This window comes from Pseudoalteromonas sp. 11L1 (assembly GCF_055397545.1).
Genome location: NZ_AP041141.1, coordinates 1,965,548 through 1,991,450, shown reverse-complemented (window position 1 = coordinate 1,991,450; position 25,903 = coordinate 1,965,548). Strand labels below are relative to the sequence as shown.

Genomic DNA, 25,903 nt, shown 5'->3' with positions numbered 1-25,903 from the left:
GTTGCGGAGCAACACCAGAGCTGACGGGCGTTTTAGTCCCTATGGTTAAACAACGAAGTTGAGAGACCATCCGCTGAAAGCGGCTTTTGTTGCGATAATTATCGCGACAATGATTCCGTGCATGCTGTCAGAGCATCTCGGAATGAAAAACGGCAATGTAATTATAAAATGATGATAATTTTTGTGTTGCGGTGCTAGTTAATTTTAATAATTAACTCACTAAAAGGATTTTGTGAATTGACTCAGAAACCATCAAAAGATTTAGAAACGAACAACCTACTTCTCACTCACTACCCTCGCTATTTTGATATTGATATGCGGTATTATCCAGGCGCAAACAATCATCAAAAAGGGGTTAACCGAACTAGGTTGACCGCTTTAATTGCAATTCGGTTTTCTATTGTTACACCAGGCATTGTGCGTTGGTTATATGGCATCAATCATCGGTTGGCATTAGAGCATTTAAACCGGCAAGAAAAAGATGGGCTATTGCGTGTGGTAAAAACACACCGCAGTCCAGATGGTCGTGTCTACGTGCCTACCTATACTGCAGCCAAATTTGCCGAGGAGTTAATGGGCATTGACGTGCATTTTAGGAGCAACAAAAATCCTTCTTTGCAGTTCAATCAAAATAATATAATGCATAATCTAATTAACGCATTTGTCATGCTGCGCGGTATACATAATTACCACAGTGATGAAACGTACGCACCAATGTGGAATGGGTTTATTACCGAGCCTGAATTTAAACGTATTAATAACCTATCTGATACACGAACCGTGGATGGTGCTGTGCGACTCTTAGATGGCTCTATTGCAGCAGTTGAAATTGAGCACTCATTTAAAAATAAAACGGCACGGCAGGCTATTTTACTAAAATATTTGGCCTCGTTAAAAAATAAGGATTACAGTAAGATTTTTTTATTCTCTCAGTCGGTCAAAATTTTTGATGATATAAAACGATTACATGAGCAGCTACTTACGGAGCTACCTGAACGTTACGACAAAAAAACACGAGCACCACTTCTCAGTGAAAGTGATGCTGAGCTGCTGCGTGCCTCAATAATATACCGAACTAAATTGTGTGAAGAAATTAATGAAATGTTTTACTCGTAATGCAGTAGTATAAACATTAAGGCGTTATGGTTTTTTTGCTCAATTGTTTAGAGTAAAAAACCTTAGTTTCATCGTCACCAAGGATTTTTGCATACGTTATACAGCGCCTTATATCGACTTTTGCCAACCTAAAATCAGGGTTTTGATTCTGTTTTAACAACTCATAGGTTCTTAATAGCTTGAGGTTTTCACGAGCCCAGACACCTTCTTTAGCTGACCCTTTTTTGACTTTAGGGCGGCGAAATAGATTCGGCCGTGCTATATGTTCACTTTTACTAGGGCATTGGGTGAAGTACGCAAACTCAATCGCAGTAATACAATTGCCCATTTTTTTTGGCCTAAACGTTACGCATATATCTGTATGAGCATTGATTTTTTCAATAGCGGGTATGAGTACGCGAGCCTTAAAATCCCGCCATGCTCCATATGATTCGGATAAAAATAATTTTTGTTTCATCTCTGGTAATTGAAAATTCACAACTACCGCGCCCCGTCGTTTGTAATTGTGGTAATTTCGCACCCGATTAAGGAGTGCGTATAATCGAAATGATGCCAGACTGTTTAATTTTACTGTGTTATGAAAAAATAACTCTGTGAAATCACCCTCAATATTAAAAATATAGGGCTCGATGTCTTTTGAGAACTCCAATGTGATAAACGAGCCCTGATTTTTCACCTTTTCATATCTAGCATTGCTCACCCAGGGGATTGAAAGCGACGTCCCACTATCGTCTAAAATAGTGACAGATTTATCTCTTAGTGACTCTGCAGCTGCGCTCAGCTGCTCATAGACACTGCTTTTATTGAGGCCGAAACACTTGGCATATTCCGTTGGATAAATCACAATTTTTCCTGGGTTAGGCTTTTTTGAATTTACTTTAGACAGCGCTAGATTTATTAATCGCTGCTCATTAATATCGAGCGAATAACCCGCATGTAGTAATTTATTAGCGAAAACAATTTTTGGAGAATTTTTACTGCTCATCTCTCTACCTCATTTCTAATTGATGGTGTTATGCTAACCGCGACCCAACCAATAAAAGAAATTTCGGTAAGTTTTTTGGTAAATAAAATTTTTATTTATTCACGGTAAAGGTGTCCCCCTAAACCGTATAAATTGCCTACTCATTTCGTATAAAGTGCCACAATAAACATATAAATTGCCCACCAAACACTTAAATATTTCATTTCATTCACAAGCTTATGACCCTCTAAAAGTATTAAAATAGAAAAAGATAAAATAAAGACTCATTTGGCACTTTTATAGATTTATTAATTCATTTCTGGCGGTTAAAATATAAATTAATTATTTTTTTAATTTTTTACCACGCCACTATGATTTGTAATGAGGCTACTGAGTGAACTAACTGCCTTACTGAAATACGCAAAAGGGAGGTAGACGTATCTACCTCCCTTTTGCATTTGACCTATGCGCCCTGCCAAACATGATTACAATGACTGCGCTTTTGAGCCACCGTAACGAAATCCTGTATTTGCGCAGGACCTCCTCCCAGGTTTGATACTCAGTAACTGAGTAAAATGCCCTATTAAACGCTATTGCAGTTAGGGCAACGAATCAGCAAATAATGATTCACGGCATATTTTGGGAGACATGATCAGGCTGTTACTTTTTAATTTGAAAATAACCATTATGACCTAGTTCAACTGCTAATTATTTCCAATTTCACACTAAGCAAAAACATCATCTTCAAAGTCGCACGGCAGCTCCACACGCTCTATTGGGTCGCTAATTAGAGCATGCATAATCTCGTAGGTGAGTTTTCGCATAGCATACTGGTTGAGCGCTCTATTTGCTGTAATTTCAGGGCCAATAACCTCCCACAGCTCATCTAAATTCGCATTATCACTGCGTAATTCTAATAAGTTTATCTGGTGGTCATTAGCGGTGATTACTCGGCTAAATGAGTGTAATAAATTTAAAAAATCCAATGTTGATACGTATGTATGTTTCATTTTTTCACTATCCTTGTGTGTTTTGTTATCAAAATCGATAACGTATTAGTAAATAAAATCAGACATGGGTATTTAAAACGGTTTACGAAAAAAATTTTTAAAAAAGCGAACAAATGTTCGCTTAGGGGGTTATGCATTGTCGATAATATCGACCCAATCACTTTCTGTTGCTGCAAAAAATGCAGTTGGCGTTTGCATAAATATTTGCTGGAACTCTTCAGAGAACAGCTCACAAAACTGTGTTATTTGCTCTATGTAGATAAGTAAAAAAAGCGTCATGTCGTGCCCTTCTAAATACCTATTCTCAAAACTTGGATTTTTTTCCAACATACTATTTGAAATACTAATGCCAAGTATTTTTCCAACGCTATCTCTATGTAAATAGATGTAATTATTGAAATTTAACTCTAATGTTTGTTCATTAACTACATCTGCTAACAATAAAATTGTAGAGCAGTCATCCCACGGAGATCTACTGGCTCGAACGTATTGGCGAATAAATTGAGATTTAATATTTTTCATGATTTGTCCTCGTTAATTGTCCTGAAATTAACTAGGGCCATGCGATGGGTAAAAATAGAAAATCACGTTTATGTAGGCTAAATTTGCAAAAAGAATAAAAATCATTAAGGTTAAAAAAGTTCCTAACTTTGAGGTAGAACAATATGACTGATTATATTTGGCTATTACCTGCGACCATACTAACAATAGTTTTAGTCAAGCTTATTAAAAAGTCCAGAAAGTAAACCTACACTTTAAGTGCATAAATAATTCAGTGTGAAAAATAACTTAAGCCTACCTATTGATAATAAAAATATTGAACAATTAATGAACCAACCCTAACGATCGCTTAAAAAAAACACAAATAAAATTACTTTATCCTCCATTTATCTAAAAAAAATTAAATAAAATTTTGTATATTTTTCTGAATTTTAATCAAGATGAAACGTAAATCTCCATTTGGCGGAGGTATTCAGAAGTTCATCAAAAAAATCACTAAACTTTTGAAATTTATTGAAATTAGTTATCATAGTACTATTAGTTTGATTAATTAAAACTTCAAGCTAACCAATTCTTTTTTTAATAAATTAAAGGTTTCTATGCAAATTATTTTTTCTAATAATGATGGACTTCAAATGCAAAAAGGATTTGCGCTAGCGATAATTACCAATCAAGGTAAGATTATTCAGTCAGGAATGGTTGTTGAGTCAATGGTCTTTGAAGCCATGTTGGCCCACACTATTGAAACCTTTTGTTCTAAGTTTACAAGTATTGACCCTAATTATTTTAAAGAACCTCAATAGCTAAGCCCTTTAGCTAAGTAATATTAAGTATGGCCTGTTGCAAGGTTAAACTTGCAACTGACCTCTTCGTAATTACGTCAAAAGTCATAACCACTAACTAGCTCACCAGTATGTTTATGCAGACGTAACAAACGCCTCTTATCATTATGAAATTCAAGTAAAAGCTCAAAGTAATCAGCATTTGAGGTACCTAACAGACGCTCAAATACATTATTGAGGCCACCTTTATCGCCGCTAAATGTATTTAATTGTAAACTGATGCTTTTAAAAGTGTCTTTAACTAGTTGACGAATAGCTAGACGTTCGTCGTTGGAAAGTTTTATAAGGTTTTTAGTAATTGATAACCACCGATCAGTTACTTCATCACGAAATGAGTTATCAATTCTAGCTAACTTATTTTTACTAATACTAATCTGCGACTCAACATCACGTGCCTCAGACTCAAGTTTGGATATTTTGTTAGCAATGGCCTGTGGCGGAGTTCCATTTAAAGTCAGAAGAGCCTCAGTAAATAAATCTATATCACCATTAATTTTAACTAAACGCGCCCTAAGATTAGCCTCTTGGCTGTTAATGGCCTCCCTATCTCCACCTTTTAACAAAATACGCTGTAGGTTAACCTTATCTTGGCAAAAAGTGACAACTGCTTTTTCTATCACATCAATTTGGACGGTTGAATTCATTTCACAGTTATTTTTTCGCCGTGCTTCAACACAGCCATATCGTTTATGGCTGCTTTTTACTTCATTCAAACATTTGTTTCGATAAACAACATGTGAACCTACAGACTTTCCGCAATTGCCGCATTTAAATACACCTACCCCAGATAAAATACCAACAAACTTCTGTGATTGTTTAGTAGCGCCACGCTTAGATGAATCAGCGACTAAAAAGTTAAATTCAGATTCACTCATCAGCGGAGGATAATAACCTTTAAGGCCATACTCTGCATTCCCTACTTTTACATTGAGCTCACCAATAAGTGAACGACGCTTAACCTCTTTATATACATTGGCACCAGTATGATGAATAGTGCCTGCACCAAACTCACTATTAATTAACATTGCTATTTTTATGCCGCCATATCCTTTTTTAAAAAGCTCTATTTTGCGGAGCATAATTTTTTTATGATGTGGCTCAAATTCAAATATTTTTTTATCATCATTCCACACAGTCCAACTAGGCGGCTTACCACAATTTACTCTGAATCCACGCTTGCCCGCACTCCAATCATCACACTGCTGTTTCAATACATCTCGTACACGTTGAGATTTGGTTTCACTCTCTTCATTTGCTCGCATGAAGATCATCAACATGGCAAGTAACTCAAACGGGTTTTCATCAATAAGTTGGCTGTTATATTCTTTGTTGTCTATTGCGGTTATTACTGTAATACCAGCATTGATTATCTGAGTTACAATACTTGCGCATTCTGAGACCTTCCTTCTTGACATTCTATCTAGACTTTCAATAAGCAAAACTGAGCCTGAAGGGATATTACCGTCCTCTATCGCTTTTAAAAATACTCCAAATGCACCTTTTTTAATATTATTTCCATGATATGCACTAAGGCCTAGATCTCTCATTGTAAGAGACTCATCCAATAATAATCCTCTTTCCTTAGCTACTTTATTTGCATAATCTAATTGCCTTTTAAGGGAATGTCCCTTGGCTTGCTCTTGAGTAGAAAATCTCACATAGCTGAACAACAAAGGTTTTTCTGACATAGGGCTTTTCAAATCGTTAGTTATCTATTATGAAAGGACTGTATCACAATCTAGTTTAATTATACATTGTCTGGCCGACAATCGCTGTAGACACCCATATTTTCCGTGTTTCAAACCGTACCAAGCTTGCTATGGGTAAAGACGTTGTAGCGGTTGAACAAAAACTCGAAAAAGTGATCCCCAAAGAATTTAAAGTCGATGTACATCACTGGCTCATTTTGCATGGTCGCTATACCTGTGTTGCCCGAAAACCTAAATGTGGCAGCTGTATTATTGAAGACTTGTGTGAGTTTAAAGAGAAAACAGAGTAATCAAAGCCTGCTTTGCCATGAGCGGACATTGGTGACACGCTTTGTGGGGCGTGCGACTTCAATGGTTGTTATATGTATCACAGCGACGACCAAATGAGTGAGCCTACAAAATAGGTTATTCCAAGCACGATAGATAAATATACTGCCCAGCGAATAACTTCACTTAATTTTGCAGCTATGACACCTACTAATATAGCCGAGCCGATAATTATGGAAAATCTCATTAATTTGAGGTCAATTTGTCCATCTGTAATATTTGCTACAACTAACCCAGTAAACAATGCAGCTATGATAAATATCCATATTTTCCAATTTTCTGATTGATGCTCAGAGAGCTCTTCATCTGATAAATATGAATTACCAACACGATGTCTAGCCATTAAATTCTCCCTTTCCATGCCAAACCATATAACCCTATTTTAGCGCGAAACGTCCTTATTTTGTGAACATACATTAATAGCAAAAAACATGAGTTATTACTAGCTATACATATTATGATTAGTAAGGGTTATTTCGTCAGGTAGAAAAAGGGAAAAGTATCCTCTTAGTCTTACTTAGCTGACGGCAAATCTCCTGAATGACCGTTCCTCGCTCTAGGCGGACTTCGCCAAAATGCCACTAGCAGACGATCACGCTAACAAACAAATAAATCGCTGAATCATGAAAACGGACGTCAATCTAACTCACTTTTGGACAGAAACGAGTTGTGGCTTTGCTTAATCAGCATTTGACGGATTACTCTATATAGCAAGAATCCTAATCTAGTGGACAAATTCAATTATCCTCTAAAAAACCAAAATATTTTATTAGCCGTCGTTACTACAACTCATTGGAGTTCTAACTCTTCCACTATTGGTAATAAAGGTTCATGCATAGTATTAGGCCTCAAAGAGTGAAGATAGCTTATTGCATCTTCATTATTTAATAATCCTTCAATAAATGCGCTTTTCCAATCCATGCCTCTATCATTCTCAGGTGTCTCATTTAATCTTTGTTGTAATGCAACTCTTAGATCAAATCTCCTTTTTAATAGCCTTGTTTGCCACCTACGATAGTCATCTTGGCAAAACTTTATTAATCTTTGATTGACCTTTAAATTTTTAATATGAAAAACTACTCTTTGATCTTCATCACCCTCTGTCGCTTGGAGTTTTCTTAATACAACAGAAAATGAGGGGGTATTTGTTTCTCTGTTAAAAGCTACTGTTACCTTAAACCTAAACCTTTGGAGAAGGTCTGAATAGATTGGATGAATGAACTTTGCTCTACCATTTTCTACACTGTAATAGTTTTCACCTTTAATTGGGGCACAGCTTCGACACTGCGGAACTAAGTTATTAGAAAAAATTGAAAACTCTGGCCACTGATCCTTAGGAATAAAGTGATCCAATGTATCTGGTTTCTTCGGATTGCCACAAAAAGGACACGAATACAAACCGTGCTCATTTCTTCGAACTAACAGTTCTCGATTTAAAGATGCGGGTGCTTTCTCGTAATAATCGACAAGTAGATTTCGATGATTATTAAAACCTGTAGGCTCAAGTCCAACTCTGTAGTTACGAATGAAGCCTTCATATAAAGGGTACTTTTCAGTTAACTCTTCTGAAATAGCGATCAGTTCCCTAACATTTTCCTTTCTACTTGCTGTTGCAAGATTAAGCCAACTACAAGGCAATTCTATTAAAAAGTCCTCAAGATATTGCAATTACATATCCTCTATTTCTATATCATCAACATTGTCCAATTTTGATAATGCATATGCTAAGGCATCATCTCCAATATGCTCTTTTATAGTGCTTATTGAACTGTCTTCTTTTTTTAGATATCTATCAATTTCTCTTTGAAAAGGCTTAATCATGTAGTCATCATCAAAAACTTCCGAAATAATGATATCTAAAGACTCACCATACGTTTCAACACTTGAAATATTTGTTTCCGTTTTTCCCTTATGTTTTCTTAGAATGGATATAGCCTTACTCTCAACCTCTCTAGCCAGTATTGCCGAGTGTGTAGCTATAATTGAGTAAGATTTTGTCTCTTTCAAAATGTGTTGCAGCATATTCATTAAGCCAACTTCAAGCTCTGGGTGTAAATATAACTCAGGCTCATCTAGTACTAATAAGCTCTCTTCTTCAAGCTCAGCAATAATTGCAGGAATCATGTAAGAATAAATTTTTTGACCTGAACTTAATGGCAAAACACTTCCATCTTTTTTGAAAATAATTCCTTTACTATAATTAAGTTTATTTTTTAAAGACTTCGTATCTAAAGTCGAAGTAACTTCACACTCTTGATTATCACTATTTGAAATAAATATCGAGTCAAAATCAATGCATAATGAAAGTGTATCTTTGAGTATTTTAAATCTAGACTGTTCTTCCCACCATGAGTTCTCATCATCATAATCGATAACTTTTATTAAAGAATCTATACTTTGCTTTACTGGGTGATTTAAATCATGTTCGCCACTCTCATTTTTAAAGCCAATATATGAGTACTCGTTAACATGCAACCTTTTTCTAGACTCACTTTTTCTATTATTAGTTTCTTCATTTACTGAGTAGCGAGTGGATAATTTCTTAAAGATCTCGCTTTTTGTATAAAAACTCTCAAATGGTGAAAAAGCAATCATGATCAACTTGTGGAAATATGGGGGGTTAGTTTTAGTATCAATAACACCAGTGATAATTTCACTTAACTTCTTTAACGCATGTGACTTACCGACTCCATTCCTTCCTATCAGCAAATTAATATTACTCTTTCCAATTTCTCGAGTTGTATCAAAGTTTAGGCATAAATCATCGAAGGTATCGCCAAGTTCATTGAGTGTAATATCAAAAATTTTTTCTGGGATATAACGACCTAGTGCAATTTGAAAACCTTTTTTCAAAATTGCACTCGCAGCACTCCCACGCATAAAGCTTCCAGAAAACCCTTTCCAGCTAGAAAACTCTTCATATTGCTCATGAAAATATCCAGCATCACAGATTTTAATTAATATATCTTCAGCCTCACCTTCGCTAAATAAGGAATTTATTTTCTTATATAAATCAATATCTTCACCAATTGATACTATATTCTCAATATTTAAAATATCTGTAATTTCAAAGAATTTGGGGGCTAGAGGTTTGCCATGCTCTTTAAAGAACAATGATGAGTCCTCTATATCTTTAATTAATAATTTTAGTGAACCTAGCTTTCTCTTCTTCTTTTCAGCTACATAGAACAATTTAAACGTAATAATATATCCAAAATCATCCCAAGGACTTTTATAATTTGTTTCATGATGATCTTGCAATAAATGAAAGCCATCAAGGTTTTCTATTGATAATGACTCTGAATAATAGTATTTCATTGGTTACCTATAAGTTTAAAGTGCAAGACAGAACAGCTAACGCCGTAAAATATTATGTATAAATATGTGACTAGAATTCAGTGCTAGCCAAGCTGAAGACGTCCCTCCCATGATTATCTTATTATGCCTACTTTGGTGGCGGTGGCACTAATGGCGGTGGGACAGGCATTACTTTTTGCTGGTTATCAAAGTGAACCTCTTTCAGATGTCTGCATAAACCATCAAAGTCAGGAAACATAGTCATGTCGTTTATACCCATTAGGTTTAATTCTTTCATAACATGACTACGCTCGGTTGCGGGCATATCAAATTTCCAAAGTACATCGCAACCGACAGTATTAACTTTAGAAAGTATAAAAGTTTGCAAATCACAAACATTTGTCAATGTGGTTACCCCCATCTGTCTTGACATTCTAGGGTTTTCAGTGGCAAATGGAACAAAATCACTAACAAAGTCATGGCTTCCCAATAAATTACTCTGAGCTTGAAAATTACTTCCCCAAAGATCTATATCGAATATAAATACAGAGACCATTTCATTTGGTTTAGGTGTTAACGAAGCCCCTTTGAAAGCAAAATACGCTGCTATATACGGAGATAAAGTCCAATCTAATAAGGGGGTTGGAAAACCATGATGCTGAAGCCTTGCTAATAAGTGTCCAAACTCCTGACTATCGGAAAGGTTGACGGGTTTATCAAAACTTGAAATTTGATAACTAACATCCTGCATTATGCTAGTAAGATATTGATGCATAGTTATATTTTTTTCTTCGATACTTCTATGAAAGCTCGTTTTAAGTTTCCATGAGCTGTCACTTTGACCTCTAAAGTAATACTTTTTGCCAGTATTTATATTAGTGCCAACCCAGCTCTTAAAATGATCCCAATTGTTAGACATGAAGCCTGACTCTCCTGTAGGCATAACATTTAGTATTTATGAAGCACGCTGTTTATGTTGTAAAATAGCTTATAGGGCTGAACCGCTACCTACTCGGTATGTCAGAGTTGGTATTATTTGTCAAAGGGAATTTGATTTTTAAAGGCTCTAGCTAATTTAATCAGCTTAGCTATTATTATGTAAGCTTGCCCTGCATTGCTCAGTGCACATTATGTATTCATTACATCTAAATTTAGTTAGATTAGCAATTATATTTTTTACACGTAAAAAAGTAGTCAACAATAGTAATTAATAATTATAGGCACCTGTCTTGCTGCTAGCTCGTTAGCATTGCTTTTATTACAGTCCGTAGTTCGTTCAAAGCCAACCTTAGAATATTTGCGTTAACTCATTTTGGGCTGGAAATATTTCAGCCCGAACAGGGTGAAACGAAAATGGTCACCAGTGAGATAGTTCAGGGTTATTTCACTTGTTGTCAGTCGAAATTATTTGCAATCAAACTCATCTGGAAACTAGTGTATTCGGATAAATCGCCCTTTTTCTGCTCAGGAATTTGTTAACTCATTGGTAAGCCAAGCTTGTCGAAGAATGCCTTATTTCGTTCTTTCGCCAAGTTAACTAAGCGATCAAATGAAATAACTTCGATATAGGCTTTAAAGCCTTTGTTGTAACCGAAGTAACCTAAATGGTCATGAGTCACTTGCAGGTCTAGCATCTTACATCTCTTAAGCAAAGATGGAGTGAGGTCAGCAATCACGTAGCAATAACCCGGAATGTCACTAGCATGTGGAATAGGACGACCTTGAGGTGTTTTCGTTTCTCCATCTCTCACTCGCTCTAGATAGCCAAGTGCTTGCTCAATAGGATCTTTGTCTTCTCCTGCTTTAGCATCATTACGCATAGGTCGTTTTATTTCGACCACGGTAATAGAAGCAAGCGGCATCGACTTATTATCCGACACCAGCATTGGGTTATCATAGATGTTCATGGCCAGTAAATCAGGTTCTTTAGCGCTACAAGTATCTACAATAGGCATAGTAGAGAGTGGTTTATCGGATGCTAGATAGTTGTGGAATGCCAGACGCTCATCAACTAGCCATAGGTTGCAAGAGTCTAAGAATACTTCACTCGACTCTTTTCTCATAGGCATGATTAGCTCATGGATGATTTCTTCCTTGGCATACTTACCGTTAGAAGTACGCTCGATAGACTTTTCTAGCAAATCGATAATAACTTTACGATGCGCTACGTAATTGGCTAGGTCAGATTTTTTCAAGTCTTCTACTTTTTGTAAATAGCTCTGTATTCGTTCTTCATACTCTTCCGCTTGCTCATTGCGTTTTGGAGTCATGATATGCTGACCTTCGCATAGTAACTGACGCTCTACTGCATACCATTGCTCATGAAGATGCAACTCAACATCTTTATCAGACTTATCCGGGTCAATAATCAAGTCTTTTTCTTCGATGTAGTTAGTAATTGGACGATAACGAGGAGCTTGGGTCACGATATACTCATCAATCCTACGCTTACCCGCTGAAATATTCTCTTCTAGGACATCTTCAAGGTAGGCTTGTGCTCTCTTAAGAACATCTTCACGAATTACTTTTAGTGAAAGCTCTTGGTTAGCAAAGAGACCATCAAAGCTTTCCGCTATTTCAAATGACGTTCGTTCTGCTCGAACGTTGTCATCCAAGAACTTAGACGATACGTAACAGGTATAAACAAACTCTCCAGAGTTATCAGAAATCTTCTGATAAAGGCCCGGAAGCTTACCTTGAATTCCCTCTTCTTTTACTAAGCGGTTAGCAGCACATAAAGACAGTTGGTGCTTCTTATTAACCGAAGCCCTGAACTTGATGTGTGTAAGCTCAAACATCTCACCAAGAATTTCAATCTGTTCATGTGCTGCCTGTGAGTGCATGTGATCATCAAACAACTGATATAGGCTGACGGTTTCTAAACCATCTTCAACAAAGATCTGAGGTACACCACCTTCACGAACAAAGTACCACAGACAGTGTTCTAGCAGCGCATTGGCAATTGTTTCAGTACCTGATGGGATTGCTTTTCTATACGCCTTATCAAAATCATTAAGTGATACTACAGAGCCAGTTTGATTCTGCTTTGACGGCGAAACCTTATTGCCATGAACACCGTTACTACTGTTAAAAGCGAACTCACGGTGGCTAAAACTTTCTTGATCAGAAAAGACACTAGATACACTTACTTGGTCAAATACCTTAAGCCACAATAAGCGGCCAACACCACGGCACCCTTTATCTATCTTGTGGTCAGAGTCTAAGGTCTGGAAAGAGTTAAAGTTTATGTTGTTGAAACCACAGCCATTGTCTGCGACTTTAAATCCAAGAATAGGCGCACAAGACCCAACACCAATATCCATCTCCCTTTGTGATTCACGGATAATGGTTAGAGTGATTTTACCTTGGTCTGTGTTGCCTTTTTCTTCAATAGAATGAATAGAGTTAACAACCGCCTCAAATACTGGCATCAAGCCATGACTTCTTGGCAAAGAAGTATTTCTAAGCCGACCTCTTAGGTTTGTGTGTAAGTTCATCGCCAGTCCTTTGAGTTTAATATCGTGATTCTAATTTTAGATTAGGAAAGCATGTTATTGCATAATTGCTTAAAGATTAAGTGATATTTTCAAGTTTACCGGACTTAATTACCATTTTGCTAGTTAGTTTCTCAATACTAAATTTTATCTGCTATTCCATACTGTATTAACTGTTCAACCTATTCGTTAAAGGCACTAAGGAATAAGTCAGAGGACGGATGTTCAAATACGCAATTTAAAGTTTGTAACTCGTAAAAGCCAACGAGAGCCAACGAGGATCAGAGCCAGCGAGGGTCAAATCTTGACTTCAGACATCAAAACTTTTTATTGACTGCTTCGCTCAAAGTCGTCCTATAGAGTAATTACGTTAACTCACTTTGGGGCAAATACGAGTTAGCCGATGGCCGGCTTTGCAGAATAAAACTAATTACATAAAGTTATCGTGACCGTCTCTTCATCACTCAAAGCAGTCTTGCAAAAGTAAGTATTTTCGTTCTACGTTCATTATATTTTGGCTGGCCGACAATCGCTGTAGATACGCACATATTCCGTGTATCAAACCGTACCAAGCTTGCTATGGGTAAAGATGTGGTCGCGGTTGAGCAAAAACTCGAAAAAGTGATCCCCAAAGAATTCAAAGTCGATGTACTCCACTGGCTCATTTTGCATGGCCGCTATACTTGTGTAGCCCGCAAGCCCAAATGTGGCAGCTGTATTATTGAAGATTTATGTGAGTTTAAAGATAAGACTGAATAGCTCCCACCTGTTAAGGTACGAAAGCGGACGTTAGCTTTGGCTTACCCAGTGTCAAGTTGCGACATAGCTGGCTTAAGTTGTGTCGATTTCCCCCCAAAAAAAGAACTGATAGGTAGCAAACTGATCTTTTAAATAAATTAACCACAAGATGTGCCTAGTAAACTTATAACGATTCACTCACTTCTTTTAGCAGCTAAGTGTGCTCGTTGAATGGCTCAGGGGTTATGCTGGCGTAGTAACTGTCTTCAGTAAATTAATGTTACATCTATATTCTTGCAGGGGGTTATGAAGCAACCCCACTCTTGAACGATAAAAAAGCTAAATGTGCTGCCTTACCTGAACTGTAATTATCTAGATGACTCATCTTGTAACCTGCGTACAATAAACCTTCAAAAAAATAAAAAATCCAATCAACACAGAAGTGCTTACTTAATAACCCCTCATCTTTCGCAAGTTTTATCAATTCTAGTATCTCGTTATCTTGCTGTTGCATACGAACTTGAAGCTTTTCACTTTTCTGAAACATCTTCTCGAACTTTTGCAAAAAAGCGAATTCCTCGTATAACGGCAAAGTATTTTCGAATACAAGCCTAATAGCATCCAATGAGTCTTTAGCTTTATTTTCAACGGACATATTTACTTCGTCAAAGCGGTCTAAACAATATAACGCAATCTCTTCTTGAAGCGCTTCCTTATGCTTAAATTGGCGGTACACCGTTGCTCTACCAACTTCAGCCCTTTTAGCCACGTCAACTAGCGTTGAATCCTCATTTTGAATAAACAGTTTTAACCCCGATTGAATAATTTTTTTTCTCGAATTATTTGTTCTTGCATCCATTTTATGAGACAGCCTTGTATCATCTATTAAGTTCCATTATGATACAGTAATGTCTCAAAAGTTAAAATGAATTCTGTGGAGCAAGAGAGTGAATAGACTAATCGGTATTGACTTTGCAAGAGCGTTAGCGCTCTTTGGTATGGTTATTGTCAACTTTAAGTTAGCCATGAACGCCGATATTGGCACACCACAATTAATAGAGTTTGCGGCTCTATTCGAAGGTCGGGCTTCGGCTTTGTTTGTTATATTAGCGGGTATAGGTATTGCGTTTTTAACTAAAAAATGTGTTACCAGTGGATCACTTGAACACATCAAGCAAGTAAGAACCTCTTTGATAAAAAGATCTGTTTTACTACTTTTGATTGGCTTGGCTTTTACACCTATTTGGGAAGCCGACATCTTGAAATTCTATGCATTCTATTTTTTGATAGCTGCATTATTATTTACTCTTAGCAGCAAGAAACTGCTCAGTGCATCTATCGGTTTTGTTTTTGCATTTCCATTAATGTGGCTATTCTTTGATTACGAAAAAGGATGGGATTGGCTTGAGCTTAGTTATTCTGGTTTTTGGACAACTGAAGGAGTGATTAGACACCTTTTCTTTAATGGTTATCACCCAGTTTTACCATGGTGTGGTTTCTTGCTATTTGGCATATGGTTGGGTAAACAAGATTTATCCAATACTAATGTAAGGAAGTCTTTGTTTACATGGTCTTTAAGTATTTTACTTATTGTAGAAGCAAGCTTCTATATGCTGAGAATGTGGGCAGGAGATGACCCGTCTATTGGCATGTCAAAAGATGAAATTGAGTTTTTGTTAACCACGTCAATAATACCGCCGTTGCCACAATATATGTTTTCAGCTGCAAGCTCTGCCGTTCTTGTTTTGCTGGTTTCTCTAAAACTAGCAAGTGTATTTCCTACCAACCGGTTAATTGAGTGGCTAAGCAAAACTGGGCAGTTAACGTTAACTCTGTATGTAGCACATGTCATTATTGGCATGGGAATTCTTGAGGCAACTGGCTTACTCGTTAATCAAACCATAGACTTGTCAATATTTTCCGCATTGGTTTTTTGCATAATTAGCATAATTTTCAGTGTGTTTTGGCTCAAGTATTTTAAACACGGGCCTTTAGAATGGATTTTTAAAAAATGCACTTAGTAGGCCAAAACATTGTTTTAAAAAACTAAAACTATTGAGACTGTTAGCTGACTGTTAGCTGTTTAATTAGGGTAAATAATGCTATGTCGATAGTAACAGTCAGGAAGTTAATAAAAGCATCCTATAGGTATTACCTTTTGCATCTACTTTTATTATCTTTCGGCTGGCCGACTCAAACCTTGATAAGTTTGCTATGGGTAAGAACCTTGTTGAAGTAGAAAAGAAGCTCGAAAAAGTAGTGCCTAAAGAGTTTAAAGATAAAGTAGAATAGATCCGTAAATAAAAAACGTTCATTTAGCACGATTGTTAATAATAAACCTCAATTATCAGGCTTATAAGAATAAGCTCAATGATTAATTCGTATTCCAGTGTTACTTTTTTGTTTATTCAAAGTAGGTGTCTAACTTTGGCACCTTTCATTTTTCATACCTTGTAAATCAATTCAAATAAAATCTGTTTATTCGTGATTTGCCGTAATTATTGGCACATTTTCAAAGTATTAATTTCACAAGTATCATTCCTTTAGTTATGCTACTGAGCATAAATAAAATTATAGTGCGGACCCTCTATGTTACCCTTACTTCGTATATTGTTAATTGAGCAAGACCCTAGCACCTTAAAAGAACTTTCGACGAATCTGTCAAAAGTTATCCCTAATTTTGAGCGAAACGATATTCATATCGATATTATTGAGTACCTTGAACTTGAACAAGCATTGGAGTGTGTAAAGGAAGATGGCGATATTCAAGCTGTTGTACTTAGTTGGGATGTGCAAAATAAAGTAGGTGAGAAAATGTATAGCCGCTTTATCGAGCAACTAAAGAGGATCCGCCTTGAGTTACCCGTTTATGTTATTGGTGATGATACAAAAGGGCTAGAAATCGTTAATGAGTCGGAGGAGATTGAGTCATTCTTCTTTAAAGATGAAGTAATCTCAGACCCTGAAGCAATTTTAGGTTATATGATCAACGACTTTGATGACCGCTCAGAAACGCCTTTTTGGACAGCGTACCGCCGTTATGTTGGCGAGTCGAACGATTCATGGCACACACCTGGGCACAGCGGTGGTTCAAGCTTTAGAAATTCTCCCTATATTAAAGATTTTTATCAGTTTTATGGCCGTAATGTGTTTGTGGGTGACTTGTCGGTGTCAGTCGATTCGTTAGGATCATTATCAGATAGCACCAATACCATTGGACGTGCCCAAGAGTCAGCTGCTGCTACGTTTGAGGTGAAGCACACTTACTTCGTCACTAATGGGTCATCCACTTCAAATAAAATCATCTTGCAGACACTGCTTCGCAAAGGCGATAAAGTGATTATTGACCGTAATTGCCATAAATCTGTGCACTATGGCATTTTGCAATCAGCCAGTTTACCCATTTATTTGTCGAGTATTTTAAACCCTAAATATGGGATTTTTGCGCCACCGTCATTGGCTGATATCAAACAAACAATTGAGCAGAACAGCGATGCGAAATTGCTGGTACTAACAGGGTGTACTTACGATGGCCTACTGAGTGACCTTAAACAGGTAGTCGAGTTTGCTCATCAACATGGTATTAAGGTGTTTATCGACGAAGCGTGGTTTGCTTACTCGCTGTTTCATCCAAGCTTACGTTACTATTCCGCCATTCATGCTGGCGCTGATTATGTAACTCATTCAGCGCATAAAGTGGTATCGGCGTTTTCTCAGGCATCGTATATCCATGTAAACGATCCTGATTTTGATGCTGACTTCTTTCGCGAGATTTACAGTATTTATGCCAGTACATCGCCGAAATATCAGCTTATCGCTTCTCTTGATGTGTGCCAAAAACAATTGGAGATGGAAGGCTATAAGTTACTCAATGCCTTGTTAAATCATGTAGACGAATTTAAGCAACAGATGGCATCACTAAAGCAGATTAAAGTGCTTGGTAAACAAGAGTTTATGGAAATATTTCCGCACTTTAGTGGTGATAACATGGGCCACGACCCGCTAAAAATTCTTATCGACATTAGCGAATTACCCTATTCATTAAAAGATATTCATAAGTATCTGCTGGATGAAATTGGCTTAGAAATAGAAAAATACACCCACAGTACTATTTTGGTGTTACTGACTCTTGGCGGCACGCGCTCGAAGATCATTCGCTTATACAATGCGTTGAAAAAACTCGATAGTGGCAAGGTAAAACTAGCCACATCGACACGACGTTCTCGCTTACCGGAGAATTTACCAGCTATAGACTTAGCCTGTATTCCAAGCGAAGCTTTTTATGGCGAGCGCGAATCGGTACCTATTAGCAAAAGTAACAACCGCATTTGCGCCGGTTTAGTTACGCCCTACCCGCCAGGCATTCCGCTTTTGGTTCCGGGGCAACATATTACACAAGAGCATATAGACTATCTGAAGGAGCTTGCAGGACAAGGGTTAACGATTCAGGGCAGTTTTGATGGCGAAATATATGTTCTTAAAGGTAAAGTTGAGAAGTAAAAATATCGCGTAATACAGTTTTATGATTAGGAATTGCTTATAATCGTACTTTACAGATTTCAAAGAATAAATTGAGGTAAATTTAAATGCGTTTACTACATACTATGTTACGGGTTGCTGATCTAGATAAATCAATTGCCTTTTACACTAATGTGCTAGGTATGAAAGAGTTACGTCGTGCTGATAATGAAGAGTATCGCTATACCCTTGCCTTCGTCGGCTACGGTGATGAAACTGATACAACAGTACTTGAACTGACCTATAATTGGGATACTTACAGCTACGATTTAGGTAATGCCTATGGCCATATAGCGATTGAATTTGATGATATTTATAAGGCCTGTGAGGATATCAAAGCAGCTGGCGGTAACGTTAGTCGTGAACCAGGTCCAGTAAAAGGTGGCAAAACGGAAATTGCATTTGTTAAAGACCCTGATGGATATGCAATTGAACTTATTCAGAAAAAATCATAAATAATCACGGGTAGTATTTTACCCATAAAAAAAGGTGCCTTGAGCACCTTTATCGTAATTGACTATCTTTACTGCCACGGCGATTAAACGCGTTAGCATTACTTGGTAGCCCTTCTAATTCCGCTTGGCATGAAATACAGTAGCGCACGCCTGGTAATGCTAACCTTCTTGCTTGTGGTATTCTCTCGTCACACTCATCACAAAGCTCAGCGCTCGCTCCTGAAATTAGGTTACTTCTTGCGTATTGCACTGCATCATTAACACTTGCATCTATTTGATCTTGAATTGCGCCATCTCGCGCCCATCCACTTGCCATAAATCCTCCTCATTTTTTGGAAGTTTTATGTAGATTAACAAGTAGAATATTTATAAGCCCTGAATAAAAAACACAGATACTTTTAATTAAGTCTTTTGAGGTTGAACAATACTTGAGTGAATATCGTGACTCTAGGCTTTGATAAACCTAAATGTTTAATTTAGAGAGGTATTTTATAGACGAACGTAAGAAGTGCTTGAACAGAAAATTTTTTATCTTAATAACACATACCTACTTTAGAAAAAGTAAGTGGCGTCCCCAAGGGGATTCGAACCCCTGTTACCGCCGTGAAAGGGCGGTGTCCTAGGCCTCTAGACGATGGGGACACTAAAAAGTGTCACTAGGACAACTGAATGGTTTAACTCGTTTCAGGCGAGTTGCTTAATAACACTGCACTTCCCTATTAGAAATAAGTAAGTGGCGTCCCCAAGGGGATTCGAACCCCTGTTACCGCCGTGAAAGGGCGGTGTCCTAGGCCTCTAGACGATGGGGACACTAAAAAGTGTCACTAGGACAACTGAAAGTTTAGACTCGATTCAGACGAGCTTTAATAACACTACCCTACTGTATAATAGTAAGTGGCGTCCCCAAGGGGATTCGAACCCCTGTTACCGCCGTGAAAGGGCGGTGTCCTAGGCCTCTAGACGATGGGGACACTAAAAAGTGTCACTAGGACAACTGAAAGTTTAGACTCGATTCAGACGAGCTTTAATAACACTACCCTACTGTATAATAGTAAGTGGCGTCCCCAAGGGGATTCGAACCCCTGTTACCGCCGTGAAAGGGCGGTGTCCTAGGCCTCTAGACGATGGGGACACTAAAAAGTGTCACTAGGACAACTGAAAGTTTAGACTCGATTCAGACGAGCTTTAATAACACTACCCTACTGTATAATAGTAAGTGGCGTCCCCAAGGGGATTCGAACCCCTGTTACCGCCGTGAAAGGGCGGTGTCCTAGGCCTCTAGACGATGGGGACACTAAAAAGTGTCACTAGGACAACTGAAAGTTTAGACTCGATTCAGACGAGCTTTAATAACACTACCCTACTGTATAATAGTAAGTGGCGTCCCCAAGGGGATTCGAACCCCTGTTACCGCCGTGAAAGGGCGGTGTCCTAGGCCTCTAGACGATGGGGACACTAAAAAGTGTCACTAGGACAATTGATTAGTTAAACTCACATCCTGAGCTTTAAGGTAATGGCGTAATAGTACAAATAAAGACTCGAGCTTTATGTGTTACGCTATTTTCTCGGTAAAACCGCCTTTAACTAAAAGTTAAATGGCGTCCCCAAGGGGATTCGAACCCCTGTTACCGCCGTGAAAGGGCGGTGTCCTAGGCCTCTAGACGATGGGGACACAGAAAACTGCTACCCTAGGACAAACACTAAAAATTGGTGGAGCTATGCGGGATCGAACCGCAGACCTCTTCGCTGCCAGCGAAGCGCTCTCCCAGCTGAGCTATAGCCCCAACTTATTCAATACGCTCGGTGATAACCACGTCGTGTATCGCTTAGTGCGGGGCGCATTCTATGCACCCCCCAAAATAAAGTCAACAGTTTTTTGTGCGACATTATTTAAATGGTTTAATTTTCAACAAACTGGCTATCATACATGCTAAAAAGTAGATTTTCATAGTATTTAGTAACCATGAGTTACGTTAAGTGTGCCACATTTGCGTTTGAGTTGAGAATAACGACTTTATAATACTAAAAGTACCTATTCACATCGGACTCAAAAGGTATACATTTATATGCAAATTGAGTTACCACCGCTTTTTGCCTAAAACGGGCCTACTTCCATCATAACCTAGCTGGATTTTATTAAATGCTAATTGTAAAGCTTAACTATGCTAAGCGATAAACAACTTGCTAATTTGAGTGGTTTAAACAATTGAATAATATAGGCAGGATGATCTGAACTAGAAAGTTTAACTTTGATTTCTTGGTTGCAACCCTGGCTCGGTAAATCAATTACCACTAAATTGAATTAATTTTTCATCCTTAAAAAGCAACAGAGCCCTATCAAGTGAATATGAATGTAGTTACATTAGCGCCCAGCCATGCATGCTTATTGTTCGTTTTATGTTACCTTGTTGATAAAGTGAACACTATTTGCATTGCATTGATTATAAAAGCTTCATTCAGCACATTTTTATCATTCAAGTGTTGACACATTTACAAGTCTATCTATAATAGCGCCCCACAACAACGCAGCAATGTGGTGTTGTTTAGATGCGGGTGATTAGCTCAGTTGGGAGAGCATCGCCCTTACAAGGCGAGGGTCACTGGTTCAAGTCCAGTATCACCCACCACATTCTAATGTGTCGTATCTAAGTTCTATATGGGTAATTAGCTCAGTTAGAAATAATAGAGTGTCATCGTTATTTACAAATAACGGCGAGGTTCACTGGTTAAAGTCCAGTACTATTTTTATAATAGTTTAGTTTGATTTATATGTGGGTGATTAGCTCAGTTGGGAGAGCATCGCCCTTACAAGGCGAGGGTCACTGGTTCAAGTCCAGTATCACCCACCACATATAAAAACTGTTATTATATAAGTAGCTATTTATTTTAAATTTGTAATATGGGTCGTTAGCTCAGTTACAAGAAATGAGAGCATCACCGCTATTTACAAGTAACGGCGAAGTTCACTGGTTAAAGTCCAGTACTATTTATTTTAATAGTAGCGTTTTAATTTATATGTGGGTGATTAGCTCAGTTGGGAGAGCATCGCCCTTACAAGGCGAGGGTCACTGGTTCAAGTCCAGTATCACCCACCACATATAAATTCTATTATTATGTTAATAGTCATGTGTAAATTTGTAATATGGGTCGTTAGCTCAGTTACAAGAAATGAGAGCATCACTGCTATTTACAAGTAACGGCGAAGTTCACTGGTTAAAGTCCAGTACTGTTTATTTTAATAGTAGCGTTTTAATTTATATGTGGGTGATTAGCTCAGTTGGGAGAGCATCGCCCTTACAAGGCGAGGGTCACTGGTTCAAGTCCAGTATCACCCACCACATATAAAATCTATTATTATGTTAATAGTCATGTGTAAATTTGTAATATGGGTCGTTAGCTCAGTTGGGAGAGCATCGCCCTTACAAGGCGAGGGTCACTGGTTCAAGTCCAGTACGACCCACCATTCTTTGAATGGTGCATATTACAAGATGTCTAAATGGGTGATTAGCTCAGTTAGAAAAAGAGAGCGTCACCGCTATTTACAAGTAACGGCGAAGTTCACTGGTTAAAGTCCAGTACTATTTATTTTAATAGTAGCGTTTTAATTTATATGTGGGTGATTAGCTCAGTTGGGAGAGCATCGCCCTTACAAGGCGAGGGTCACTGGTTCAAGTCCAGTATCACCCACCACATATAAACTCTATTATTATGTTAATAGTCATGTGTAAATTTGTAATATGGGTCGTTAGCTCAGTTGGGAGAGCATCGCCCTTACAAGGCGAGGGTCACTGGTTCAAGTCCAGTACGACCCACCATTCTTTGAATGGTGCATATTACAAAAATCTAAATCCTCCAGTACCACCTTCCATTTTAATATTCATTATCCTCCACTCTTTTAGTTCAAGTTCAGTATTAATTACCATTTAGAAATTCGTTACCAAGTAATTCTTCGGTTTCAAAAAATCAGTATTCCAATCACATACCAAAAATCTATCTTCCGAGCTTTATTATCTCCAAAATCATTTTGTTTAAACTTACTTTATTACGCGTGCTATTCATTTACTTTAAATGGGTTTTTAGCTCTTTTAAGATAAAAATATAAACCTTTAGAATTAATTTGCTTAATAAGCTCTCATCTTCGAGGCGAATCTTTAAATTACCTTGTAAGCGTCTAAACTGTTGATTATAGTCTGTGTTAAATTCAATTACGCTTAAGCCAATGTCTAAAAATATTTTCAATGAAGCAAAAATACTGATTGTAGAAGAGCAGCCACTTGCTCAAAGCTACATGAAACAGTCGCTCGAAAAAATTGGCTTTGGACATATGCGTTTTGCAGATCATGCTCTAGCGGCAAAAGAGCAATGCTTACATGAAGAATTTGACTTGGTAATTTGCTCTTTTAATCTAAGCAAACGCCAAGATGGCTACCAGCTTTATGAAGAATTACGCGCTAAAGCATTAATAAAACACTCTACTGGGTTTATTTTTACATCTGCGGAAACTAGCGGAGAGTTAGTCCACAGTGTATTAGAACTTCAACCCGATGACTTTTTAGTAAAACCCTTCTCTGTACAAGAGTTAAGAGTGCGCATAGAGCGTATTCTCAAACGTAAAAGCGACTTAAAAGCTATATACACTTTAATTGATGACGATAACCAGTCTAAAGCATTGAAACAAATTAATGCCCAACTCGATAAAAGTAATAAATACAGCCCTATTCTACTTAGATTAAAAGGCAATATTTTACTGGCGCTAAAACAAAACCAAGAAGCGAAAGATTTTTTTAAGTCAGTTTTGAATATGCAAAAGTTTGCATGGGCAAAAGTAGGATTGGTAGAAGCCTTAATTGCTAACAATGAGCATATTTTGGCTCAGCGTATGCTTAAAACAATGCTTGAACGTAATGAGACTCGACTTATAGCCTTAGACTTATTGGGGCGTTTAGAAATAAAACTAAACCAATTTGATTTAGCCCAAGACTTTTTAAGCCAAGCGGCACACATTGCTCCACGTAATATAGACCGTCAAAAATCACTGAACAGCGTATCGCTCATTAATAGAGATTATGAAACCAGCTACTTAACTCAAAAAGATATTGCCACTTATGCTAAGTACTCCATGCATGATAGCCCTGACATTTATTTAAATGCTGCTCGTGCTGGGATTGATTTTGCATTGACCACAGATCAAACCGACCAAATAAACAGGATCTCTCGTCAAACAAATAAATATATTAATGAGCTAAAAACACAATTCCCAACCAGTAATGCGCAAACTCAAATCGATGTGCTCAATGCACGCCTTTATTATTTAAAAGATGAACATAAAAAAGCGAAACAGCTCATTGAGCAACTTGATGACAGCGATACTCAAATACGTTCAGTAGATGGTGCCCTAGACAAAGCAAAAGCACTGCATGAATTAGGTTTTCACCAAAAGGCGCAAGCGCTATTTAGTCAAATAATTGATCATTGCGAACGTCACCCAAGTAGAAGCGATGCTACTTACTTGCGTTATATACAGCAACAGCAAAGTGAAAGACGTGATATTAAAATGGGGCCGAAAGAGCTCAATAATCATGCTGTTAAGCAGTTTGAGCGCGGCCAATTAAATGTTGCCTTAGAGGCATTCAGCCAAGCATTTAGAGTCATGCCACACAATCCAAGTATTGCGCTTAATTTATTGCAATGTTTAGTGGATAAGTCAAAAAAACATGGTGACTCTTTCAATAGTCTGTTGGCTAAAAAATGCTTTAAACTATTAACAAAATCGCCCCTAGCAGAAGAGCAATCGGAGCGGTTCGATAAACTACTTCAGATTGCTAAAGAAATGAAGCTAGAGATTAGTTAGAGCCTGTTTGGCATTAATGCTGCGTTATCGCCTATTTATGGTGAGTAAGCGCTGCCTTGCCTAAATCCCAAACAGACCGCTGCAAATTTAACCTTGAAAGGTCAACAGGCCCTAGAGCTTTTTCATTGCCAGTGCGTTTACACAGTAGCGTAAACCAGTAGGAAGTGGCCCATCAGGGAAAATATGCCCTAAATGCGCATCACACACATTACAAACAACTTCAACTCGCTCCATGCCATGACTATTATCCATGACATAACCAATCGCTTCCTCAGTTGCCGGTTGCGTAAATGAAGGCCAGCCGGTGCCACTATCAAACTTTTCATCTGCATCAAATAGTAAGTTGTCACAACAAACACACACATACTTACCTGGCTCTAACAAAGTACAACTACTCGAACTATTTGGTCGTTCAGTTCCCTTTTTACGGGTCACATAATATTGCTCTTCGTTTAACAGTTCGCGCCATTGCAGATCTGTTTTAACCACTTTTCGAACCGGTGTTGGATTGCCATGGTTGGCAAAATTAACAATATCGTTCCACTTCAACATAACAACCTCATTACGTTATTAATTTAACTAGCAATCATTTCCTTGTAGTCTGGTACGCCTGTGGCTAATACCAAGATCAACGTTATCTAAAGGCTATAGTATGCTTTTCTGATGCAGTAAGTATACGGTTTATATAAGCGTGTAATTGTGCTCGGCTGCCTGGAATGCTCACGCTTAATTGCCGGTCATTATTACTGTGCACTATTAGTTCATCGTTTCTTATTTCTATCGACTCAATATTACTGATGACTAACCAATGCGGGCCATTTTTTTTATCAAACAGCCCTGTTAAACTAAAAACAAATAAGTGCTGCGCATCGCGTTGAATAAAATTACGCAGCGGATTGCGCATTTTAAACAACGGCGTTAATCGGTAACAACACGAACAAAACACCACAACCCACATAACTAAGGCAGCTTTAAACCAAAGGTGTTCCCCTAAAGAAAAAAAGTAGCCACACGCTATAATTACGAGCCCTATTAAAGCAATTACTTGTGCTATTTTTTTATTGATACTGTGCATAAGCCC

At 37.7% G+C, this 25,903-nt stretch carries 19 protein-coding genes, 15 tRNA genes and 3 pseudogenes; 16 read left to right on the top strand and 21 right to left on the bottom strand.

From position 1 onward, the window contains the following. The first annotated feature begins 237 nt into the window (after positions 1-237). A complete protein-coding gene (locus tag ACZ5WS_RS09330) occupies positions 238-1,116 on the top strand; it encodes a hypothetical protein (RefSeq protein WP_464707950.1) in 879 nt (292 codons plus the stop codon). A 16-nt stretch (positions 1,117-1,132) separates the two neighbouring features. On the opposite strand, the gene ACZ5WS_RS09325 is transcribed toward ACZ5WS_RS09330, so the two are convergent. The 3 genes from ACZ5WS_RS09325 to ACZ5WS_RS09315 form a co-directional block, all read right to left on the bottom strand. Continuing rightward, the gene (locus tag ACZ5WS_RS09325) at positions 1,133-2,101 is read right to left on the bottom strand and encodes a replication initiation protein (RefSeq protein ID WP_464707946.1); all 969 of its coding nucleotides are present in this window, start codon (positions 2,099-2,101) and stop codon (positions 1,133-1,135) included. A 704-nt stretch (positions 2,102-2,805) separates the two neighbouring features. Next, positions 2,806-3,090 carry a hypothetical protein gene (locus ACZ5WS_RS09320; RefSeq protein WP_004589244.1) on the bottom strand — a complete coding sequence of 95 codons (285 nt, stop codon included), beginning with the start codon at positions 3,088-3,090 and terminating at the stop codon, positions 2,806-2,808. Between the two features lie 129 nt (positions 3,091-3,219). Then, a complete protein-coding gene (locus ACZ5WS_RS09315) occupies positions 3,220-3,612 on the bottom strand; it encodes a hypothetical protein (RefSeq protein ID WP_004589243.1) in 393 nt (130 codons plus the stop codon). A 578-nt stretch (positions 3,613-4,190) separates the two neighbouring features. Between ACZ5WS_RS09315 and ACZ5WS_RS09310 the strand changes: the two genes are divergently transcribed. Beyond that, positions 4,191-4,394 carry a hypothetical protein gene (locus ACZ5WS_RS09310; protein ID WP_004589242.1) on the top strand — a complete coding sequence of 68 codons (204 nt, stop codon included), beginning with the start codon at positions 4,191-4,193 and terminating at the stop codon, positions 4,392-4,394. A gap of 77 nt (positions 4,395-4,471) precedes the next feature. On the opposite strand, the gene ACZ5WS_RS09305 is transcribed toward ACZ5WS_RS09310, so the two are convergent. Continuing rightward, positions 4,472-6,121 carry a recombinase family protein gene (locus ACZ5WS_RS09305; RefSeq protein ID WP_004589241.1) on the bottom strand — a complete coding sequence of 550 codons (1,650 nt, stop codon included), beginning with the start codon at positions 6,119-6,121 and terminating at the stop codon, positions 4,472-4,474. 71 nt (positions 6,122-6,192) lie between these two features. Here ACZ5WS_RS09305 and ACZ5WS_RS09300 point away from each other — a divergent pair. After that, a pseudogene (locus tag ACZ5WS_RS09300) lies at positions 6,193-6,432 on the top strand (endonuclease III); the annotation flags it as partial. A gap of 77 nt (positions 6,433-6,509) precedes the next feature. Here the strand turns inward: ACZ5WS_RS09300 and ACZ5WS_RS09295 are convergent. From ACZ5WS_RS09295 to ACZ5WS_RS09275, 5 genes are all read right to left on the bottom strand, one after another. Continuing rightward, on the bottom strand, positions 6,510-6,812 hold the full coding sequence (locus tag ACZ5WS_RS09295) for a hypothetical protein (RefSeq protein WP_033104426.1): 303 nt from the start codon (positions 6,810-6,812) through the stop codon (positions 6,510-6,512). A gap of 446 nt (positions 6,813-7,258) precedes the next feature. Then, positions 7,259-8,137, bottom strand: a complete 879-nt coding sequence (locus tag ACZ5WS_RS09290; RefSeq protein ID WP_464707938.1) for an HNH endonuclease — start codon at positions 8,135-8,137, stop codon at positions 7,259-7,261. Continuing rightward, positions 8,138-9,787, bottom strand: coding sequence for an AAA family ATPase (locus tag ACZ5WS_RS09285; protein ID WP_464707935.1), 1,650 nt, complete (start codon positions 9,785-9,787; stop codon positions 8,138-8,140). It lies immediately after the preceding gene. Between the two features lie 127 nt (positions 9,788-9,914). Continuing rightward, positions 9,915-10,685 (bottom strand): FRG domain-containing protein, encoded by a 771-nt coding sequence (locus ACZ5WS_RS09280; RefSeq protein WP_464707932.1) that lies wholly within the window; start codon positions 10,683-10,685, stop codon positions 9,915-9,917. A gap of 556 nt (positions 10,686-11,241) precedes the next feature. Beyond that, positions 11,242-13,263: a hypothetical protein gene (locus ACZ5WS_RS09275; protein WP_464707928.1), complete on the bottom strand. Its 2,022-nt coding sequence runs from the start codon at positions 13,261-13,263 to the stop codon at positions 11,242-11,244. Positions 13,264-13,770: 507 nt separating this feature from the next. On the opposite strand from ACZ5WS_RS09275, the pseudogene ACZ5WS_RS09270 reads away from it, so the two are divergent. After that, positions 13,771-14,019: pseudogene (locus ACZ5WS_RS09270) on the top strand (endonuclease III); the annotation flags it as partial. Between the two features lie 283 nt (positions 14,020-14,302). Here the strand turns inward: ACZ5WS_RS09270 and ACZ5WS_RS09265 are convergent. Beyond that, positions 14,303-14,857 (bottom strand): TetR/AcrR family transcriptional regulator, encoded by a 555-nt coding sequence (locus tag ACZ5WS_RS09265; RefSeq protein ID WP_054201182.1) that lies wholly within the window; start codon positions 14,855-14,857, stop codon positions 14,303-14,305. Between the two features lie 88 nt (positions 14,858-14,945). Here ACZ5WS_RS09265 and ACZ5WS_RS09260 point away from each other — a divergent pair, with 88 nt between their 5' ends. The 4 genes and pseudogenes from ACZ5WS_RS09260 to gloA all read left to right on the top strand — a co-directional run bounded on the left by ACZ5WS_RS09260 (position 14,946) and on the right by gloA (position 18,971). Then, entirely contained in the window at positions 14,946-16,019 is a 1,074-nt protein-coding gene (locus ACZ5WS_RS09260) for a DUF418 domain-containing protein (protein WP_010388400.1), read from the top strand. Between the two features lie 172 nt (positions 16,020-16,191). Beyond that, positions 16,192-16,275, top strand: a pseudogene (locus ACZ5WS_RS09255) (endonuclease III); the annotation flags it as partial. A gap of 312 nt (positions 16,276-16,587) precedes the next feature. Further along, complete coding sequence (locus tag ACZ5WS_RS09250; protein WP_464707920.1) at positions 16,588-18,498, top strand: aminotransferase class V-fold PLP-dependent enzyme; 1,911 nt, start codon at positions 16,588-16,590, stop codon at positions 18,496-18,498. 86 nt (positions 18,499-18,584) lie between these two features. Beyond that, positions 18,585-18,971 (top strand): lactoylglutathione lyase, encoded by a 387-nt coding sequence (gene gloA / locus ACZ5WS_RS09245; RefSeq protein WP_464707916.1) that lies wholly within the window; start codon positions 18,585-18,587, stop codon positions 18,969-18,971. A gap of 49 nt (positions 18,972-19,020) precedes the next feature. Here gloA and ACZ5WS_RS09240 read toward each other — a convergent pair whose 3' ends face one another. The 9 genes from ACZ5WS_RS09240 to ACZ5WS_RS09200 form a co-directional block, all read right to left on the bottom strand. Continuing rightward, positions 19,021-19,287, bottom strand: coding sequence for a DksA/TraR family C4-type zinc finger protein (locus ACZ5WS_RS09240; RefSeq protein ID WP_055013360.1), 267 nt, complete (start codon positions 19,285-19,287; stop codon positions 19,021-19,023). Between the two features lie 250 nt (positions 19,288-19,537). Beyond that, positions 19,538-19,613: transfer RNA gene (locus ACZ5WS_RS09235), tRNA-Glu, on the bottom strand. Positions 19,614-19,705: 92 nt separating this feature from the next. Beyond that, positions 19,706-19,781: transfer RNA gene (locus ACZ5WS_RS09230), tRNA-Glu, on the bottom strand. 85 nt (positions 19,782-19,866) lie between these two features. Continuing rightward, positions 19,867-19,942, bottom strand: a tRNA-Glu gene (locus tag ACZ5WS_RS09225). 85 nt (positions 19,943-20,027) lie between these two features. Then, positions 20,028-20,103 (bottom strand) — tRNA-Glu (locus ACZ5WS_RS09220). Positions 20,104-20,188: 85 nt separating this feature from the next. Beyond that, positions 20,189-20,264: transfer RNA gene (locus ACZ5WS_RS09215), tRNA-Glu, on the bottom strand. Between the two features lie 85 nt (positions 20,265-20,349). Next, a tRNA-Glu gene (locus ACZ5WS_RS09210) sits at positions 20,350-20,425 on the bottom strand. Between the two features lie 142 nt (positions 20,426-20,567). Beyond that, positions 20,568-20,643 (bottom strand) — tRNA-Glu (locus tag ACZ5WS_RS09205). A 36-nt stretch (positions 20,644-20,679) separates the two neighbouring features. Next, positions 20,680-20,755: transfer RNA gene (locus ACZ5WS_RS09200), tRNA-Ala, on the bottom strand. Positions 20,756-21,522: 767 nt separating this feature from the next. Between ACZ5WS_RS09200 and ACZ5WS_RS09195 the strand changes: the two genes are divergently transcribed. From ACZ5WS_RS09195 to ACZ5WS_RS09160, 8 genes are all read left to right on the top strand, one after another. Continuing rightward, a tRNA-Val gene (locus ACZ5WS_RS09195) sits at positions 21,523-21,598 on the top strand. A gap of 146 nt (positions 21,599-21,744) precedes the next feature. Next, positions 21,745-21,820 (top strand) — tRNA-Val (locus ACZ5WS_RS09190). Positions 21,821-21,990: 170 nt separating this feature from the next. After that, positions 21,991-22,066 (top strand) — tRNA-Val (locus ACZ5WS_RS09185). A 167-nt stretch (positions 22,067-22,233) separates the two neighbouring features. After that, positions 22,234-22,309, top strand: a tRNA-Val gene (locus tag ACZ5WS_RS09180). A 49-nt stretch (positions 22,310-22,358) separates the two neighbouring features. Beyond that, a tRNA-Val gene (locus ACZ5WS_RS09175) sits at positions 22,359-22,434 on the top strand. 151 nt (positions 22,435-22,585) lie between these two features. After that, positions 22,586-22,661 (top strand) — tRNA-Val (locus ACZ5WS_RS09170). A gap of 49 nt (positions 22,662-22,710) precedes the next feature. Then, a tRNA-Val gene (locus ACZ5WS_RS09165) sits at positions 22,711-22,786 on the top strand. Between the two features lie 404 nt (positions 22,787-23,190). Continuing rightward, a complete protein-coding gene (locus ACZ5WS_RS09160) occupies positions 23,191-24,822 on the top strand; it encodes a response regulator (RefSeq protein ID WP_464707911.1) in 1,632 nt (543 codons plus the stop codon). A gap of 111 nt (positions 24,823-24,933) precedes the next feature. Here the strand turns inward: ACZ5WS_RS09160 and msrB are convergent, their stop codons facing one another. Together msrB and ACZ5WS_RS09150 are read right to left on the bottom strand one after the other, a co-directional pair. Then, positions 24,934-25,374, bottom strand: a complete 441-nt coding sequence (msrB, locus tag ACZ5WS_RS09155) for a peptide-methionine (R)-S-oxide reductase MsrB (RefSeq protein WP_464707909.1) — start codon at positions 25,372-25,374, stop codon at positions 24,934-24,936. Positions 25,375-25,456: 82 nt separating this feature from the next. After that, complete coding sequence (locus ACZ5WS_RS09150; protein WP_464707905.1) at positions 25,457-25,897, bottom strand: hypothetical protein; 441 nt, start codon at positions 25,895-25,897, stop codon at positions 25,457-25,459. Positions 25,898-25,903 lie beyond the last annotated feature (6 nt).